The organism is Yokenella regensburgei, assembly GCF_003634235.1.
Lineage (GTDB): Bacteria > Pseudomonadota > Gammaproteobacteria > Enterobacterales > Enterobacteriaceae > Yokenella > Yokenella regensburgei.
Genome location: NZ_RBIZ01000004.1, coordinates 613,652 through 631,468, shown reverse-complemented (window position 1 = coordinate 631,468; position 17,817 = coordinate 613,652). Strand labels below are relative to the sequence as shown.

Sequence of the window (17,817 nt, the reverse complement as noted above, 5' to 3'; positions counted from 1 at the left end):
GGGAGTGGGAAATGAAGCCTTTTTTGCGCTGGTGTTTCGTTGCGACAGCACTCACGCTGGCAGGATGCAGTAATTCCTCCTGGCGGAAGAGTGAAGTCCTCGCAGTGCCACTGCAACCGACTTTACAGCAAGAAGTGATTCTGGCACGCATGGAACAAATTCTTGCCAGTCGGGCTTTAACCGATGACGAACGCGCACAGCTTTTATATGAGCGCGGAGTGTTGTATGATAGTCTCGGTCTGAGGGCACTAGCGCGTAATGATTTTTCACAAGCGCTGGCCATTCGACCGGATATGCCTGAAGTATTCAATTACTTAGGCATTTATTTAACGCAGGCAGGCAATTTTGATGCTGCTTATGAAGCGTTTGATTCTGTACTTGAGCTTGATCCAACTTACAATTACGCGTACTTAAATCGCGGCATCGCACTGTATTACGGCGGTCGCACTAAGTTAGCGCAAGATGATCTGCTGGCGTTTTATCAAGACGATCCCAATGATCCTTTCCGAAGCCTGTGGCTTTACATCGTTGAGCGGAAGCTCGATGAGAAGCAGGCACGTGAAGCACTGAAACAGCGCTTCGAGAAGTCGGATAAAGAACAATGGGGATGGAACATTGTCGAGTTCTACCTCGGTGACATTAGCGAAGCAACGCTGATGGAAAAACTGAAGGCGGACGCAACGGATAACACCTCGCTCGCTGAGCATCTCAGTGAAACCAACTTCTATTTAGGTAAGTACTACCTAAGTCTGGGGGATAAGGACAGCGCTACGGCACTGTTCAAACTGGCGGTTGCTAACAACGTTCATAACTTTGTTGAGCACCGATACGCATTGTTGGAATTGTCGCTCTTGGGCCAGGAGCAAGATGACCTGGCAGAATCGGACCAGCAATAGCTGACGAACAAATCAGCCCGAAATCTTTTTGATTGCCATCACCTTAACGGGTGAGGGCTTTATTGTTCGTTAATTCAACTAATTTGAGCCGGTTCACACTTTTCAATGAAAATTGCCGTAATTTTTCACGATGAGTTATGTAGACTGGCCGCCATTCATATTGAGGCACACGTACTACATGGCTGAATTCGAAACCACTTTTGCAGATCTGGGTCTGAAACCAACTATCCTTGAAGCACTCAACGATCTGGGTTACGAAAAACCATCCCCGATCCAGGCAGAGTGTATCCCGCATCTGCTGGGCGGCCGCGACGTTCTGGGTATGGCCCAGACCGGGAGCGGAAAAACTGCAGCGTTCTCTCTTCCGCTGCTTAACAATCTTGATCCGGAACTGAAAGCACCACAAATTTTGGTGCTGGCACCGACCCGCGAACTGGCGGTTCAGGTTGCTGAAGCAATGACGGACTTCTCTAAACATATGCGCGGCGTAAACGTGGTTGCCCTGTACGGCGGCCAGCGTTATGACGTGCAGCTGCGCGCACTGCGCCAGGGGCCGCAGATCGTCGTCGGTACGCCGGGTCGTCTGCTGGATCACCTGAAACGTGGCACCCTGGATCTCTCCAAACTGAGCGGTCTGGTGCTGGATGAAGCTGACGAAATGCTGCGCATGGGCTTCATCGAAGACGTAGAAACCATTATGGCGGAGATCCCGGACGGTCATCAGACCGCACTGTTCTCTGCAACTATGCCGGAAGCTATCCGTCGCATTACCCGCCGCTTCATGAAAGAGCCGCAGGAAGTGCGCATTCAGTCAAGCGTAACCACTCGCCCGGACATCAGCCAGAGCTACTGGACTGTGTACGGCATGCGTAAAAACGAAGCGCTGGTTCGTTTCCTGGAAGCAGAAGATTTTGATGCGGCGATTATCTTCGTTCGTACCAAAAACGCGACCCTGGAAGTGGCTGAAGCCCTGGAGCGTAGCGGTTACAACAGCGCTGCACTGAACGGTGACATGAACCAGTCCCTGCGTGAGCAGACCCTGGATCGTCTGAAAGACGGTCGTCTGGACATCCTGATCGCAACCGACGTTGCGGCACGTGGCCTGGACGTTGAGCGTATCAGCCTGGTCGTTAACTACGATATCCCGATGGATACCGAATCTTACGTTCACCGTATCGGTCGTACCGGCCGTGCGGGTCGTGCTGGCCGTGCGCTGCTGTTTGTTGAGAACCGCGAGCGTCGTCTGCTGCGTAACATCGAACGTCTGATGAAGCTGACCATTCCGGAAGTAGAACTGCCGAACGCAGAACTGCTGGGCAAACGCCGTCTGGAGAAATTCGCCGCGAAAGTACAGCAGCAGCTGGAAAGCAGCGATCTTGACCAGTACCGTGCACTGCTCGCGAAAATTCAGCCGACCGCTGAAGGCGAAGAGATGGATGTGGAAACGCTGGCTGCCGCTCTGCTGAAGATGGCACAGGGCGAACGTCCGCTGATCCTGCCGCCGGATGCACCGATGCGTCCGAAGCGTGAGTTCCGTGACCGTGACGATCGTTTCGAACGTCGTGGCGATCGTAACGATCGTGGTCCGCGTGGCGATCGTCCGGAGCGTGGTGGTGAAGACCGTCCGCGTCGCGAGCGTCGTGACGTTGGCGATATGGAACTGTACCGCATTGAAGTGGGCCGTGATGATGGTGTTGAAGTTCGTCACATCGTGGGCGCGATTGCCAACGAAGGCGACATCAGCAGCCGTTACATCGGTAACATCAAGCTGTTTGGCTCTCACTCCACTATCGAACTGCCGAAAGGTATGCCGGGCGAAGTACTGCAGCACTTTACTCGCACCCGCATCCTGAACAAACCGATGAACATGCAGCTGCTGGGCGACGCGCAACCGCGTCCGGACCGTGGCGGTGAGCGTCGTGGCGGTGGTCGTGGTTTCGGTGGCGAACGTCGTGAAGGCGGTCGTGGTGGCGAAGGTCGTCGCTTCTCCGGCGAACGTCGCGAAGGCCATCGCGGTCAGCGTCGTGATGACAATGGTGCTCCGCGCGCTCCGCGTCGTGATGACAACGGCAGCAGCCGTCGTCGTGACGCATAATCGCCGCGTAAAAACCTGCGTTTATTGACGTAAAGTAAAATATACAGCCCCGATCTTGATGATTGGGGCTTTTTTTATTCCATTTGTACTCGTGTACTGGTACAGTGCGTCACGTTATCGGATGAATGAATTTCCTGGAGACTGGCCCGCATGGCAACACTCACGACCACAGCAACCCGACCGTCACTCATTGGCGGTGTGGTAATTATCGGCGGCACCATTATCGGTGCAGGCATGTTCTCTCTGCCTGTGGTGATGGCGGGCAGCTGGTTCTTCTGGTCGCTGGCGGCGCTGGTTTTTACCTGGTTCTGTATGCTGCATTCGGGGCTGATGATCCTTGAAGCGAACCTCAACTACCGCATTGGTTCAAGCTTTGACACCATCACCAAAGATCTGCTGGGCAACGTCTGGAACGTAGTGAACGGCATTTCCATTGCCTTTGTACTCTACATCCTGACCTACGCGTATATCTCTGCGAGTGGTTCGATTCTGCATCACACCTTTAGCGAGATGTCGCTGAACGTTCCGGCACGGGCAGCCGGTTTTGGCTTTGCGCTGCTGGTGGCCTTTATCGTCTGGTTAAGCACCAAAGCGGTGAGCCGAATGACGGCTATCGTACTGGGTGCAAAAGTGATTACCTTCTTCCTGACCTTCGGTAGCCTGCTTGGGCACGTGCAGCCCGCTACGCTGCTGAACGTCGCAGAAGCAAATACTTCGTACATGCCTTACCTGCTGATGACGCTGCCATTCTGTCTGGCCTCATTTGGCTATCACGGCAACGTTCCAAGCCTGATGAAATACTATGGCAAAGATCCTCGTACCATCGTGAAATGCCTGGTGTATGGCACGTTGCTGGCACTGGCGCTGTACGTGGTGTGGTTGCTGGGGACAATGGGTAACATTCCGCGTCCGGAGTTTATCGGTATTGCGCAGAAGGGCGGTAACATCGATGTGCTGGTGCAGGCGCTGAGCGGCGTACTGAACAGCCGTAGCCTGGATCTGCTGTTGGTCGTGTTCTCAAACTTCGCCGTAGCAAGTTCGTTCCTTGGCGTAACGCTGGGGCTGTTTGATTACCTGGCAGACCTGTTCAAGTTTGACGATTCTCCGCTGGGGCGTTTCAAAACCGCGCTGCTGACCTTCCTGCCGCCGATCGTCGGTGGTCTGCTGTGGCCGAACGGCTTCCTGTATGCCATTGGCTATGCAGGACTGGCGGCAACCATCTGGGCTGCCATTGTTCCGGCGCTGCTGGCTCGCGCATCACGTAAACGCTTTGGCAGCCCGCAGTTCCGCGTGTGGGGTGGTAAGCCGATGATTGCGCTGATCCTCGTGTTTGGTATCGGTAACGTGGTGGTGCATTTCCTGTCGAGCTTTAATCTGCTGCCTGTTTACCAGTAGAAGATTATGCCGGATGCGGCTGCGCCTTATCCGGCCTGGGCTATCCTGTAGGCCCGGTAAGCGTAGCGCCACCGGGCAAACAACACTAACCCGCCATCTCCTCACGCACCTGCATCGCCAAATCAAACGAATGCAAACGGGCCTGATGATCGAATATCTGCCCGTTAACCATAATCTCATCGGCCTGGGTTTCGCGCAGCACTGACTCCAGCCCATGGCGTATCTTTGCTTTATCGCCAACCAGCGACATGCTGAGCGCCTGCTGCACGCCGTATTGCTCTGATGCAGACCACAGCTGGTGCATATTCTCCACCGGCGGCGGCAGTTGCCCGGTTTCACCACGACGTAGCTTCACGAACGCCTGCTGCATCGAGGTGAACAGGAATTCCGCGTCGCGGTTGCTGTCGGCGGCGATGATATTGATGCACACCATGGCATACGGTTTTTCCAGCCGTGCGGAAGGCTTGAAGTGGGTACGGTAGAGATGCAGCGCCTGGTGCAGCATATCCGGCGCGAAGTGTGAGGCGAAGGCGAAGGGCAGGCCAAGCTGAGCTGCCAGCTGCGCGCTGTAGAGGCTGGAGCCCAGCAGCCACACCGGGATTTTTTCCCCATAACCAGGGACCGGACGAACGTGGGGGTTCGGATCTACTGCGTCGAACCAGTCGACCAGCTCGGCGACATCGCGCGGGAAGTTGTCGATGTCGCCGCTCATGTGGCGGCGCAGTGCCATCATGGTGCGCTGATCGCTGCCTGGCGCACGACCAATACCTAAATCGATACGGCCGGGATACAGGGTGTTCAGAGTGCCAAACTGCTCGGCAATCACCAGAGGCGAGTGGTTGGGCAGCATGACGCCACCGGAACCCAAATGCAGCGTGGTGGTATTCGCTGCCAGGTAGCCAATCAGTACGGAGGTCGCGGCGCTGGCGATCCCCACCATATTATGGTGTTCTGCCAGCCAGTAGCGGTGATAACCACGCTTTTCGGCCAGGCGCGCTAAATCGAGAGAGTGAGAGAAGGCCTCCTTCGCGGAGGATCCTTCGGGGATCGGTGCCAGATCCAGCACCGAAAACGTAACGGTTTTATCAGTCATAACGGCTCACTTTGTTACCGGATAATCCTGCAATACTGCATTAAAGATTAGCGAAAGCTGTTAACAAAGTGAGCTTTTATCAGGCCTGCAACTCCAGGCCGGCAAGGCGTTTCCAGTAACCGTTGCAGTCACTGTGCGGTGCGAGTGACAACGGTGCTGTGCCATTTTCATTGGCGCGGAAGGCGTCAAGCATCGCAAAGGTATCAGTGCCAAGCGGCGACAGACGTACCATATCAACCAGGCCGTGCATCGAAGCCAGCTCGTTGCCCAGGTTATAGACATAACCGCTCATGGTCTGAATACCATTGAGTACAAACACCTGCTGGTTTTCCTGCGACAGCATGCTGCGACCGTTCGGGTACTTAATGCAGCAGGTTTCGCACTCATCCTTTGGTTTGTCTTCTGAACGTGCAGTAAAGCAACGGGCGGAGTAAGCCAGCGGCAGATGACCATAGCTCAGTACTTCCACTTCGAACTGGTTACGGATGCCGAGTTCATCGCACTGAGTAAGCAGGTTTGCCAGCCAGTCGCGGGAGAGCTCAACCGGCATGCACCAGCGCACCATACCCTGTTTTAGCAGCAGGCGCAGGGTGACCGCGTTATAGCAGTTCAACGCATGGCCCGCCACGAACGGCAGCTTGCGCTCGGCGCAGAGGTTCACCACGCCGAGGTCGCTGGCTTCAAGCAGAAAATCGCCATTATCGACATAGCGTTTCAGTTCGCCGAGCTCCGACGACGCCTGTACCAGCGCGAGGGTGGAAAGCACCACCTGTTTGCCGCTGGTCGCAAGGCTTTTAGCCATATCCAGCCAGTCGCCGGTTTTGGTCGCACGGCGCTTGCTGCATACCGCTTCGCCCAGATAAATGACGTCGGCGCTGCTGTTCGCCGCCTGCTGGTAGAAATCTTCCAGCGTCTCTTTTGACCAGTAATAGAGCACCGGTCCTAAGGAATATTTCATCACGTTTCCTACTGCCACTTGCGGTGATAGGCGCCGAGCGTTGTCTGGCTGCCTTCCGACATTGAACCGAGCGTCTCCATCCAGGCCGACTCGGGAACGAAGTTTTGTGGATTTGCTTTGCAGCGATCGATAGCCTGACGCCACACTTTCGCGACCTGGCTCACGTAGGCCGGGCTGCGCTGACGCCCCTCAATTTTCACCGAGGCGATGTTGGCTGCCAGCAGCTCAGGCAGTAGCTCAAGCGTGTTCAGGCTGGTGGGCTCTTCCAGCGCATGATAGCGCTCACCGTCGACCAGATAGCGTCCTTTGCACAGCGTCGGATAACCGGCGTTTTCACCATCCTGATAGCGGTCGATCAACACCTCATTGAGGCGTGATTCAAGCCCCTGTGGCGTTTGCTGCCAGCGCACATAGCGGGCAGGTGAACAGGCACCCACGGTGTTGGGGGATTCGCCCGTCAGATAAGAGGAAAGGTAGCAGCGACCTTCCGCCATAATACACAGGCTGCCGAAAGCAAAGACCTCCAGCGGCACTGGCGTAACGCGTGCCAGTTGCTTAACCTGATGGATGGACAGTACGCGGGGGAGCACGACGCGCGCCACGTCAAAGTTGCGATGATAGAAACGCACCGCCTCTTCGTTGGTGGCAGATGCCTGAACGGAGACATGACGCTCAATATGCGGATAGCGTTCTGCGGCATACTCAAGCATGGCGATATCGGCAAGGATAAGGGCATCGGCACCCAGCTGCGCGGCCATATCTACCGCACGCTGCCAGCGGGCGTAACCGTCCGGATGCGCGAAGGTATTAATGGCAATGTGTAGCTTACGGCGATGTTGATGCACAAAGCTGACGGCTTCCTGCAGTTTCTTTTCGGTGAAGTTAAGGCCGGCAAAGTGACGGGCGTTGGTGTCATCCTTCAGCCCGATGTAGACGGCATCTGCGCCGTTCTCAATGGCCGCCTTAAGCGCCGGGAGGTTTCCGGCAGGGCAGAGCAGCTCCATAATATTTCCTGAGCATCGCGACCATGCGGTCGCCAGAATTGTTAACGAACTGGGATTTTAGTTAACCCATCGGTGATAATTTTTGATTTGGGGCAGTTAAAAGCGTATTGATGGCACTATTGTTAGGCTGTGGTGAATTTGTTGATTTACGCCGCTATGTCATTTATCGGATGTGGCAGAATATCCGGATTACAGAATTCAGGGAGTAAAGTTGTGTTAGATAAACTGCGTTCACGTCTGGTGCATATGGGGCCGTCTCTTCTGAGCGTGCCCGTGAAGCTGACGCCATTCGCCTTAAAGCGTCAGGTACTGGAACAGGTGCTCACGTGGCAATTTCGCCAGGCGCTGGCGGACGGTGAACTGGACTTCCTTGAAGGGCGCTGGCTGAGCATTGAAGTGCGCGATATCAACCTCAAGTGGTTTACCAGCGTTGATAACGATCGCCTGGTGGTGAGTCAATCTGCCGAGGCTGACGTGAGCTTTAGCGCCGATGCCAGCGATCTGCTGATGATCGCGGCACGTAAGCAGGATCCGGACACGCTCTTCTTCCAGCGTCGCCTGGTGATTGAAGGTGATACGGAGCTTGGGCTTTACGTCAAAAACCTGATGGACGCCATTGAGCTTGAGCAGATGCCGAAAGCGCTTCGCGTGATGCTGATGCAACTGGCAGACTTTGTTGAAGCTGGGCTTTCCAGCGAGCCGACAACCAAACACACATCGGTAGGTGAGCCATGCTGATTCGAGTTGAAATAGGGATCGATGCCCCGGGTATTGACGCGCTGCTGCGCCGCTCATTTGAAAGCGATGGGGAAGCGAAGCTGGTCCACGACCTGCGGGAAGATGGGCTAATTACCCTTGGACTGGTGGCGACCGACGATGAAGGCCAGGTGGTTGGCTATGTTGCGTTCAGCCCGGTGTCGGTAGAAGGCGAAGAGCTGCAGTGGGTTGGGCTCGCGCCGCTGGCGGTGGATGAAAGCTACCGGGGTCAGGGGATTGGCCGTCAGCTGGTCTATGAAGGGCTGGATTCACTCAATGAATTTGGCTATGCCGCTGTGGTGACCCTTGGCGAGCCAGAGCTCTATCAGAAGCTCGGTTTTGAGACAGCGGCGAAGTACGATCTACGCTGCCGCTGGCCGGGCACGGAAGAGGCTTTCATGGTGCACCGTCTGGCAGATGATGCGCTGAACGGGGTCCATGGCCAGGTCGAGTACTGCGACCACTTTAATCGTTTCTAAGACGCGCCAGCAGCGTTTCAAACGATCCATCTCCGGCGACGAGGCGCTCCTTCTGGTGCTTCGTCAGCTGTTTAATCTGGTACTCCAGCCGTAGCGCAAGTGAGCGTTCACCCACCTCGCGGTGAAAAGCCAGCTGGAGTTCACCTTTTCCCCGTAGCGCTTTCGCTCCCTTTCCCGCCTGATGCTCTGCAAAACGCCGCTCCACGTCCGTCGTAATACCGGTATAAAGGCGATTGTCTGCACAACGAATAAGATAAAGAAACCAGCGCACGTTCCGAATCATCAATATGTTAAGGTGAACGCAGCCTATCATAAGGAGCATTCAAGATGGAAACGCCTGACGCTATCCAACGCTGGCTGGCAAAGCAACATGTGGTGACCTGGTGCGTTGCCCGGGATGGTGACCTGTGGTGCGCCAACGCGTTTTACCTTTTTGACCCTGAGCGCATGGCTTTCTACCTGCTGAGCGATGACTCTACCCGTCACGCGCAGATGTCGGGCCAGCACGCCCGGGTTGCGGGTACGGTCAACGGTCAGCCGAAGACGGTCGCCCTGATCCGTGGCGTACAGTTCAGAGGCGAAATTCGTCGCCTGGATGGGGAGGAGAGCCTCGCTGCCCGGGCACGCTACAATCGCCGCTTCCCGGTGGCACGCGTAATGTCAGCGCCAGTGTGGGAAATTCGCATCGATGAACTAAAATTTACGGATAACACACTGGGGTTTGGTAAGAAAATTCACTGGCAGCGACAGGAGTGAATCTATGAGTCAGGTGCTTATTACCGGTGCCACCGGATTAGTTGGTGGGTGCTTACTGCGTATGCTGATGCGGGAGCCGCGGATCACCGCCATCGCTGCCCCTACCCGTCGTCCGCTGGAGCCGCTCCCTGGCGTCTTTAACCCCTACGATACGCAGCTAACCGATGCACTGGCTGAAGTTCAGTCTGCCGTGGACGTGGTGTTTTGCTGCCTTGGCACCACGCGGCGGGATGCCGGGAGCAAAAAAGCCTTTATTCATGCCGATTACACGCTGGTGGTCGACACCGCGCTGACCGGGCTGCGCCTGGGCGCGAAGCATATGCTGGTGGTCAGCTCCATGGGAGCAAACGCCCACTCTCCGTTCTTCTACAACCGGGTAAAAGGGAAGATGGAAGAGGCGCTGATGGCACAATCCTGGGAGCGTCTGACCATTGTCCGCCCGTCGATGCTGTTGGGCGATCGCAAGCAGCAGCGTTTTAATGAATCCCTGCTGGCGCCGCTATTTTCCTTCCTGCCGGGTAACTGGAAATCGATTAAAGCCAGAGACGTGGCGCGGGCAATGCTGCATGAGGCTCGTTCCCCGTCGCGGGATGGCGTCAATATTATCTCGTCAGCAAAACTGCGTGATATTGCACAAAACGAGGCGTAGTATTCCCCGACTTATCGACTCTCCCCGGGGAATGCTATGGCTGGTCAGTCTTCATCTCAGGCGGCAACACCACGACAGTGGTGGAAGCCCGCACTCTTTTTTCTCGTTCTGGCCGTCGGCCTTTGGTATGTGAAGTGGCAGCCCTATTACGGCAAAGCCTTCACCGCCGCAGAAACTCACAGTATTGGTAAATCGATCCTTGCCGGGGCTGACGGCAACCCACTGCGCGCCGCATGGGATTACGCGCTGGTCTATTTCCTCGCGGTGTGGAAGGCGGCGGTGCTTGGGGTCATTCTCGGTTCTCTGGTTCAGGTGCTTATTCCGCGTGACTGGCTACAGCGAACGCTGGGACAAACACGCTTTCGCGGAACGCTGCTGGGGACGCTATTCTCTCTGCCCGGGATGATGTGCACCTGCTGTGCAGCGCCTGTCGCCGCGGGAATGCGGCGACAGCAGGTGTCGATGGGCGGGGCGCTGGCCTTCTGGTTGGGTAACCCGTTGCTGAACCCCGCTACGCTGGTGTTCATGGGGTTTGTGCTGGGCTGGCAGTTTACCCTGATTCGGCTGGTGGCGGGTCTGGCAACCGTGCTGGTGGTCGCCACGCTGGTGCAGAAGTGGGTGAAGGAGACACCGCTTCCAGCCGCGGTGCCCGAAGCGATAAAGTCGGAGCCGCAGGACGGCTTTTTCAGCCGCTGGCTGAGGGCGCTATGGTCGCTTTTCTGGAGCACTATCCCGGTCTATATTCTGGCGGTACTGGTGCTGGGAGCCGCGCGGGTCTGGTTGTTCCCTCATGTCGATGGCCTGGTGGGTAACACGCTGTTCTGGGTTATTGCGATGGCGCTTGCCGGGTGTCTGTTCGTTATCCCGACCGCGGCAGAAATTCCCATCGTGCAGACCATGATGCTGGCCGGAATGGGCACGGCACCCGCGCTGGCGTTGCTGATTACGCTTCCGGCGGTGAGCGTCCCTTCGCTCATCATGCTGAGAAATGCGTTTCCGGCAAAAGCGCTGTGGCTGACCGGGGGGCTGGTGGTGCTGAGTGGTAGCGTAGTGGGGGCGCTGGCGCTGCTGTAAGCAAAAAAATGGCCCGCTGGGCGGGCCATAATACGGGCTACTTGAGGTAGGTAAACGCGGTGGTGACGTGCTTCACGCCGCTCACCCGGCTCGCCATATCGGCGGCAGCTTTACCTTCACGATCGGTGACCAGCCCCATCAGGAAGACTTCGCTGTTCTCGGTTGTCACCTTCACGTTGGAGGATTTTACCTGGTCGCTGCTCAGCAGCTGCGAGCGGACTTTGGTGGTTATCCAGGTATCGGAGGATGCCGTGCCAAGACTGATGGGTTGCCCAATACGAATTTCATTAAACACTTCGGTGGCACCGTCCACGCCGACGGCGATTTGCTTCGCCCGGGAGGAGAGTTCGCTGTTCGGCGCCTGGCCCACCAGCAGCACTTTGCCCTGGTAAGCGGTCACGTTAATACGGGCTTCTTTCTTAATTTGTTCGTCTTTTGACAGGGCGCTATTCACGCGCAGTTCCAGCGTGCTGTCATCAACCTGCGTGCCTACGCTACGCGGATCGGTTGCGGCTTTCGTTCCGACAGCGGCAGTACCAACTACCGCCGCGGCAACGCATCCCTGAAGCAGCAGCGCGGAAATAAGGACTGCGAGGGGCGAAAATGCCTTCACCTTCATATGTACTCCTTAATCGTCCTGGTGTGGGAAGAGCGTATTATCAATCAGATCGCACAGGCAGTTGACGGTCAGCATGTGCATCTCCTGGATGCGCGCGCTGCGATGAGAAGGAATGCGGATCTCCACATCCTGCTGACCGAGTAAACCGGCCAGCTCACCACCATCATAGCCGGTGAGGGCAACGATAGTCATATCGCGGGTGACGGCGGCTTCAACGGCTTTCACAATGTCACGGCTGTTGCCGCGCGTTGAAATCGCCAGCAGCACATCTCCGGCATGACCTAGCGCACGCACCTGTTTTGCATAGATTTCTTCATGCAGGCGATCGTTAGCAATCGCCGTTAAGACCACATTATCGGTATTAAGTGCAATGGCGGGTAAACTAGGACGCTCTGTTTCAAAGCGATTGATCATGCTGGCAGCAAAATGCTGTGCGTTGGCGGCAGAGGTGCCATTACCACAACAGAGGATTTTGTTGCCGTTAAGCAGGGACTGCACCAGCGTCATTGCTGCACGGGAGATGGCATCCGGAAGCGCTTCTGCTGCCGCGATTTGGGTTTGAATGCTTTCCGTAAAGCAGGCTTTAATTCTTTCGAGCACGATATCCCTTAACTTTTCAAAATGACGCTATTCGCCGAAGGCGTTCTGTAACCACTCGATCTGATTGCCGGTGAAGGCTACCACATCGAAACGGCAATCCACAGTGTCAAAGCTCCCATTGTGACCTGCAAGCCACAGACGGGCAGTGTGAAGCAGCTTTTGCTGCTTGCTGCGGGTCACGCTGGCGGCAGCGCCGCCGTAGCTGGCTGACTGCCGGTAGCGAACCTCAATAAACACGGTTACGTGGCCATCACGCATGACGAGGTCAATTTCACCGCGCCTGCCGCGCACGTTAGCGGCAATAAACCGCAGACCTTTGTTTTCCAGCCAGCGACGCGCCTGCTGTTCCCACGCGTCGCCGGTTTGTTTCCCGGTCAGTTGGCCGGAACGATTTGTCCCTGCTGGTATTTGAGCCATGACAACTTCCTGTTGATCACGCAGTCCGGGGTGGCGCTCAGATCGCCGGTGTTACCATTCAATTCAAAACCAGGCATCTGGCGCATTTGCGAGAAGTGGTTGGCAAGCGTCCAGGCATCCACGCCCATAGCATACAGGCGAGCCAGGGAGTAGTCGTTGCGAACGGCGGCGAGCGCCTGCTGCATTAACGCCGGGTTACTGCCTGCCAGCATCGGAATTTCGCTGTACTGCAGACCGTCCATCTCCAGACGGAAGTCCGGACCGGCGGTACCCTGAGCGCTGCGGGAGCTGGCATACAGCGTAGCACCGGCCTGGCTGCCGTTACGCATGGCGATCATCGGTTTGATGTAGGCCACTTCTTCCGGTGTGGCGACGATGTAGACTGCATCAACTTTACCACCGCTGGTGATTTGCGCATCCGTTGGCGGGGCCGGAATGGTCAGGCCGCCGATGGTCACGCCGGGCTGCTGTGGCACGCTGGAGGCGACAGGGCTGCCGCTCAGGGCGATACCCGCACCGCCGTTTACACCCATTTTCAGCTCAGAGATGGAGCCAAAGCGCTGCTGCAGCACAATGCCGCCGCTCTGTTTCTGCCATTCATCGGAAAAGGCTTTCGCTACGCGATCGCCGAGTGCGCTACGCGGGATAAGCAGCAGCGGAGATTGTTTACCCTGCTCGCGGATGTGGCGTGCGGCATCACGGGCTTCATCTTCCGGAGAGAGCGCAAAGTAGCAAATGTTAGCGCGGTTCTGTACGGCCTCCGGTTGGTTCAGCGCCAGCACGTTCAGCGGCGTGTTGCTACGCAGCAGTTCGTCGACGTTGTTTTTCAGCAGTGGGCCAACGACCAGCGTGGCGCCATCCTGCTGTGCCTGGGCCAGGAGCTGATCCATCGGCTGAGCCGTAGTGTCGTAAATCTTCAGTTCTGCTGACGGGTTGGACGGTGCGGCGACAACCGCCTGGGGCTGTGCTGGCGCAACGGCCTGGGTGCTATCCGTAGTGGTTGGTGCCTGCGCTGGCGCAGACGTTGGCACCGGCGTTTGCACCGGGGCGGCGGTCGGCGCTGGAGCCTGAACCTGCTCGGCAGCTGGCGTTTGTACCGGGGCCTGAGTTTGTGCCGGTGTCGGCGCCTGTGCGGCTGCCGGGCTGCTGCCGGTAAGATCGCTGACTTCAGCCTGTGACGGGCTCACCACGGCCTGATTAACGTTCGCGACCTGTGCGACCTGCGAAGGGACTGCGCTACCGGAAACCGTACCGATGTTGCCATTTTTTGCGGCTTCAAAACCCTGCTGGATCACGCGACCAAATACCGCCGCCTGGCCGTTTAACGGCAGGAACAGGGCAATTTTGTTAGCAGAGGCGGCTTTGAAGTTCTGCACATTCGCCAGCTGGCTCGGCAGCATTTTGGCGCCCGGGTTCTGCGGGTAACGGGTCTGCCAGTCTTTGATCCCGGCTTTCATCATGTTGGCGTCGCTGCGGTTCTCAAACCAGACGCGCTGCAGATCCAGCCAGCCCTGCAGGACGTTTTCGTCCGCGTTGATAACCAACGTTTTGGCCTGATCCTGGGTCATTGCTGAAAGCGCCTGCCAGGTGGCGTCGATGTTACTCTGTTTGTCTTTCACCGCGCTCAGCAGCGGCTCCTGGGCAATCAGTGCACGCAGCAGCGACAGGGACGGTTTACCCTGTTCGGCGGTAATGCGGTCCTGCCAGTAGCGGGCCTGCTGCGGCGCTTCAAGATCTGCTGGCGTGATTTTTGTCAGCAGCGCCAGGGCACCGGCGAAATCTTTCTGCGCCAGCTTCAGTTCGGCGGCAAGCAGAGACTGCTCAAGGCGCTGTTCAGCGCTGAGGTTTTGTGGCAACTGGGCGAACAGCTCGCCTGCCTGCTGGCTCTTCCCTTCCTTCAGCAGTGCACGAATGGCGAGTAATTGCCAGTTGGTCTTGCTATCATCAGCGCTTTGCTGCATTTGCTGGAGATAGTAGCCTGAATCCGCCTGCGCGGTGCCCTGAAGATGGGCGGCGCTCTGGTCTGGCGCTTTGGTGCCACAGCCGGCGAAAAATAACGCTGCCACAACGAGAGGCAGACAGCGTGCGGCTTTCGAACGTAAAAGAGTAGACGGTACCATACTGTATCCAGTGATTATTTTTATACGCAATGCTCAATATTAAATCGGCTATACGGACGACACAATGAAACAACACGAATCCGCGGATAATTCTCAAGGTCAGCTCTACATTGTTCCCACTCCGATTGGGAACCTGGCTGATATCACCCAGCGCGCGCTGACTGTGTTGCAGTCTGTTGATTTAATTGCCGCAGAAGACACCCGACACACCGGTTTGCTGCTGCAGCATTTCGCGATCAGCGCCCGTTTATTTGCCCTGCATGACCACAACGAACAGCAAAAAGCTGAAACACTTTTAGCGAAGCTGAAAGAGGGGCAGAACATCGCGCTGGTCTCCGATGCCGGGACTCCGCTGATTAACGATCCCGGCTACCATCTGGTACGCACCTGTCGTGAAGCCGGTATCCGCGTGGTGCCGCTGCCGGGGCCGTGTGCGGCAATCGCTGCGCTGAGCGCAGCCGGGTTACCTTCGGATCGTTTCTGCTATGAAGGCTTCCTGCCTGCCAAATCAAAAGGGCGCCGCGATACCCTGAAGGCGCTGGAAGAAGAGCCGCGTACCCTTATCTTCTATGAATCAACCCATCGACTGCTTGAGAGCCTGGAGGACATCTGCACGGTGCTGGGCGAGTCTCGCTACGTGGTACTGGCGCGTGAGATCACCAAAACCTGGGAGTCCATTCACGGCGCGCCTATCGGCGAGCTGCTGGCGTGGGTGAAAGAAGATGAGAACCGTCGCAAAGGCGAGATGGTGCTGATTGTCGAAGGTCATAAGGCCGAAGAAGACGCGCTGCCCGCCGACGCGCTGCGTACTCTGGCGCTGCTGCAGGCCGAGTTGCCTCTGAAGAAAGCCGCGGCACTGGCAGCCGAAATTCACGGGGTGAAGAAAAACGCGCTCTACAAATATGCGCTGGAGCAGCAGGGGTAATGCATTACCAATAGCGACCGCCTGGCGGAAGAAAAGCCATTACGAGCGTACTGCCCGGGGGCCGGGCAGTACGCATGGTGGGTTATTTCAGTGGGGTTGCTTCCAGTACCACCGTTTCCAGTGGTTTAAGCGTAATCACTACCGCTTCTTTGTAGTTCGCCGGAATAGTACTGTTGTTGCCATAGACCGGTTTCAGGGTGAACTGCGAGGTCGCGCCCTGCGGCAGCTCAAAATCCTTCACCAGATTCAGATAGTAGGTTTGCGGTTTGTCCGATGGATTACGCAGACCAAGGATCGCTTTGTCTTTGCTCCATGACGCCCAGCCGTAGGCTTCAAGCGCGGTCGGATCCCCACCGATCCAGTGGGTATCAACCAGCACGCTGGCGTTGTCGCGCGACCATTTCGCCGCCTGCGCCAGGGTGTCCCACTTCGCCTTGTTCAGCATTGACGGCGTGATATACAGCTCCTGCAGCTGGGTGCCGGTGGCGAAGTAGCTCCAGACCTGATCGGCAAAATCGCTGTCGGTTTGTACCTTCTCCAGCCCGTAGTAGGCATGTTCTGCACTAACAATACCGTGATACATCAATGAGTTCAGCGGGAATAGCGGCCCTTTACGTACGATAGAACGGTAGGTTTCCGCATCGCGATAGGTCATCCACTGCTGCACCGGAGAGCCCACGCCATACAGGTTGATGTCATCGCCCTGGCGCCAGATGGAATCGGCATAGAACAGCCACGACGGGCTGGCATCGGTACCGGTGGTCAGGTTAATGAACAGGTCTTTGTTGGCTTTACGCATGTTGTCGAGCAGCACAATAGAGGCATCAAAGTCCGAAGCGAACGGGCTGCCCTTAATGTGTGAGTTGGCATTGCCCATGCCGTCGAGCTTGAACGAGGTGATGTGCTCGTCTTTGATAAGACGGGTTATCTGCTCGTTGAAGTTCTTGAAGTAATTCGCCCCGGAAAGCGCCAGTTTGCCGTCGACGGTCTCGAAACCATACTCTTTGGCGTGCGACACGCGGATATCACGCGGTTTGTTGTAGCCGCCCCACGGCGACAGCCACAGACCTACCGAGCTGTGCAGGCTCTCGGCTTTGTCCTTCACCACGCCAAAGCCGTTGCTGAACGCCGGGCCAAATAGCCATCTGCCGGTACGGTCGTCCCAGCCATCGTCGAGCAGGAAGGCGTCGAGCTTCACGCCCCGGCCGGTGATGAACTCTTTATTCCACTCGTCCATACGTCCGATAACGTCTTTCTCGGTGTAGGTTGTGAAGAAGCCGATATCCATCCAGCTGTTGTAGTGCAGATACGGTTTATACGGACGCGGGCGCACGGCATCAACGAACTGATTCACGCTACGGCGCAGCTGGTTGGTTTCCGGGAAGGTGCCGAAAAACACGGTATAGCTCACCGGTGTTTCCGGCTGAACGGGCGTTTTCAGCTCGACGTTAAGATTCGTGGTCGCCTCATAGGCGTAGGTATTGATAATTGGCTTGTTCGGCAAAATAAAGAACGAATCGGCAACGATCGGCGAGCTGTTGATCGCGCCATCCACGTACGGTGCCTGCGCCTGCTTCTTCGTCGGGAAGAAGGTGATTTTCGCTACGTTACGGGCTTTGCCTATGGCGGCAATGGTGTAGTCGATGCTGGCGTATTTTCCTTTCAGCAGATTCAGCGTCACGGTAACGTTGAAATCCGGGTGGCTGTAATCGATGCGGATGGCGTTATCCTGCTTGTCGACGTGCTTAATTTTAAAGTCGGCGGCGTGAATAACTTTCTCATCCGGTAGCGTCAGGAAAAACAGCTCCTGCGGCGACAGCTGGTGGTTGGCGCGGGTATCTTTAATTACCGTTGCCGAATTAGCGTCGTCGAAGGTAATGGCCATATTTTCGTTATTCAGCGCATAGTTCGCCGCAAAGGCGCTGTTTGATACCAGCAGGGCGAGTAACGAAACATTGAGCACTTTTTTCATGGGGCAGAG

19 protein-coding genes are annotated in these 17,817 nt (G+C 56.5%); 10 read left to right on the top strand and 9 right to left on the bottom strand.

Features of this window, described 5'->3' with window-relative positions:
* Positions 1-11 precede the first annotated feature (11 nt).
* The 4 genes from nlpI to mtr all read left to right on the top strand — a co-directional run bounded on the left by nlpI (position 12) and on the right by mtr (position 4,386).
* Positions 12-896 carry a lipoprotein NlpI gene (nlpI, locus tag C7387_RS14445; RefSeq protein WP_006818139.1) on the top strand — a complete coding sequence of 295 codons (885 nt, stop codon included), beginning with the start codon at positions 12-14 and terminating at the stop codon, positions 894-896.
* A 105-nt stretch (positions 897-1,001) separates the two neighbouring features.
* Positions 1,002-1,082, top strand: a complete 81-nt coding sequence (gene yrbN / locus C7387_RS14440) for a protein YrbN (RefSeq protein WP_112471483.1) — start codon at positions 1,002-1,004, stop codon at positions 1,080-1,082.
* Complete coding sequence (locus tag C7387_RS14435; RefSeq protein ID WP_120816950.1) at positions 1,075-2,991, top strand: DEAD/DEAH family ATP-dependent RNA helicase; 1,917 nt, start codon at positions 1,075-1,077, stop codon at positions 2,989-2,991. Before yrbN ends, C7387_RS14435 begins: the two co-directional genes overlap by 8 nt.
* A gap of 150 nt (positions 2,992-3,141) precedes the next feature.
* Positions 3,142-4,386, top strand: coding sequence for a tryptophan permease (gene mtr, locus C7387_RS14430; protein ID WP_038255976.1), 1,245 nt, complete (start codon positions 3,142-3,144; stop codon positions 4,384-4,386).
* Positions 4,387-4,471: 85 nt separating this feature from the next.
* On the opposite strand, the gene C7387_RS14425 is transcribed toward mtr, so the two are convergent.
* From C7387_RS14425 to ubiU, 3 genes are all read right to left on the bottom strand, one after another.
* Positions 4,472-5,479 carry a luciferase-like monooxygenase gene (locus C7387_RS14425; protein ID WP_120816949.1) on the bottom strand — a complete coding sequence of 336 codons (1,008 nt, stop codon included), beginning with the start codon at positions 5,477-5,479 and terminating at the stop codon, positions 4,472-4,474.
* 79 nt (positions 5,480-5,558) lie between these two features.
* The gene (locus tag C7387_RS14420; RefSeq protein WP_006818143.1) at positions 5,559-6,437 is read right to left on the bottom strand and encodes a U32 family peptidase; all 879 of its coding nucleotides are present in this window, start codon (positions 6,435-6,437) and stop codon (positions 5,559-5,561) included.
* Positions 6,438-6,445: 8 nt separating this feature from the next.
* The gene (ubiU, locus tag C7387_RS14415; RefSeq protein ID WP_006818144.1) at positions 6,446-7,441 is read right to left on the bottom strand and encodes a ubiquinone anaerobic biosynthesis protein UbiU; all 996 of its coding nucleotides are present in this window, start codon (positions 7,439-7,441) and stop codon (positions 6,446-6,448) included.
* 213 nt (positions 7,442-7,654) lie between these two features.
* Between ubiU and ubiT the strand changes: the two genes are divergently transcribed.
* Both ubiT and C7387_RS14405 read left to right on the top strand, forming a co-directional pair.
* On the top strand, positions 7,655-8,179 hold the full coding sequence (gene ubiT / locus C7387_RS14410; protein ID WP_038255973.1) for a ubiquinone anaerobic biosynthesis accessory factor UbiT: 525 nt from the start codon (positions 7,655-7,657) through the stop codon (positions 8,177-8,179).
* Positions 8,173-8,676 (top strand): GNAT family N-acetyltransferase, encoded by a 504-nt coding sequence (locus C7387_RS14405; protein WP_006818146.1) that lies wholly within the window; start codon positions 8,173-8,175, stop codon positions 8,674-8,676. Before ubiT ends, C7387_RS14405 begins: the two co-directional genes overlap by 7 nt.
* On the opposite strand, the gene C7387_RS14400 is transcribed toward C7387_RS14405, so the two are convergent.
* The gene (locus C7387_RS14400) at positions 8,663-8,959 is read right to left on the bottom strand and encodes a GIY-YIG nuclease family protein (RefSeq protein WP_112471506.1); all 297 of its coding nucleotides are present in this window, start codon (positions 8,957-8,959) and stop codon (positions 8,663-8,665) included. The two genes, C7387_RS14405 and C7387_RS14400, sit on opposite strands and share 14 nt — an antisense overlap.
* Before the next feature lie 44 nt (positions 8,960-9,003).
* Here C7387_RS14400 and C7387_RS14395 point away from each other — a divergent pair, with 44 nt between their 5' ends.
* Genes C7387_RS14395 through C7387_RS14385 form a run of 3 tightly spaced genes read left to right on the top strand, consistent with a single transcriptional unit; the run spans position 9,004 to position 11,155 of the window.
* On the top strand, positions 9,004-9,432 hold the full coding sequence (locus C7387_RS14395) for a YhbP family protein (RefSeq protein ID WP_038255970.1): 429 nt from the start codon (positions 9,004-9,006) through the stop codon (positions 9,430-9,432).
* Positions 9,433-9,436: 4 nt separating this feature from the next.
* Entirely contained in the window at positions 9,437-10,081 is a 645-nt protein-coding gene (locus tag C7387_RS14390) for an NAD(P)H-binding protein (RefSeq protein WP_038255968.1), read from the top strand.
* A gap of 36 nt (positions 10,082-10,117) precedes the next feature.
* On the top strand, positions 10,118-11,155 hold the full coding sequence (locus tag C7387_RS14385; protein WP_120816948.1) for a permease: 1,038 nt from the start codon (positions 10,118-10,120) through the stop codon (positions 11,153-11,155).
* Positions 11,156-11,192: 37 nt separating this feature from the next.
* Here C7387_RS14385 and dolP read toward each other — a convergent pair whose 3' ends face one another.
* Genes dolP through C7387_RS14365 form a run of 4 tightly spaced genes read right to left on the bottom strand, consistent with a single transcriptional unit; the run spans position 11,193 to position 14,911 of the window.
* Positions 11,193-11,768 (bottom strand): division/outer membrane stress-associated lipid-binding lipoprotein, encoded by a 576-nt coding sequence (dolP, locus tag C7387_RS14380; RefSeq protein WP_038256102.1) that lies wholly within the window; start codon positions 11,766-11,768, stop codon positions 11,193-11,195.
* Between the two features lie 15 nt (positions 11,769-11,783).
* Positions 11,784-12,374 carry a DnaA initiator-associating protein DiaA gene (gene diaA / locus C7387_RS14375; RefSeq protein ID WP_006818152.1) on the bottom strand — a complete coding sequence of 197 codons (591 nt, stop codon included), beginning with the start codon at positions 12,372-12,374 and terminating at the stop codon, positions 11,784-11,786.
* Between the two features lie 27 nt (positions 12,375-12,401).
* The gene (locus tag C7387_RS14370) at positions 12,402-12,791 is read right to left on the bottom strand and encodes a YraN family protein (RefSeq protein ID WP_006818153.1); all 390 of its coding nucleotides are present in this window, start codon (positions 12,789-12,791) and stop codon (positions 12,402-12,404) included.
* Positions 12,749-14,911, bottom strand: a complete 2,163-nt coding sequence (locus C7387_RS14365) for a penicillin-binding protein activator (protein ID WP_040903174.1) — start codon at positions 14,909-14,911, stop codon at positions 12,749-12,751. Before C7387_RS14365 ends, C7387_RS14370 begins: the two co-directional genes overlap by 43 nt.
* 64 nt (positions 14,912-14,975) lie before the next feature.
* On the opposite strand from C7387_RS14365, the gene rsmI reads away from it, so the two are divergent.
* Entirely contained in the window at positions 14,976-15,836 is an 861-nt protein-coding gene (rsmI, locus tag C7387_RS14360; RefSeq protein WP_006818155.1) for a 16S rRNA (cytidine(1402)-2'-O)-methyltransferase, read from the top strand.
* Between the two features lie 82 nt (positions 15,837-15,918).
* Here rsmI and C7387_RS14355 read toward each other — a convergent pair whose 3' ends face one another.
* Positions 15,919-17,808 carry an alpha-galactosidase gene (locus C7387_RS14355; RefSeq protein ID WP_120816947.1) on the bottom strand — a complete coding sequence of 630 codons (1,890 nt, stop codon included), beginning with the start codon at positions 17,806-17,808 and terminating at the stop codon, positions 15,919-15,921.
* Between the last annotated feature and the right edge of the window lie 9 nt (positions 17,809-17,817).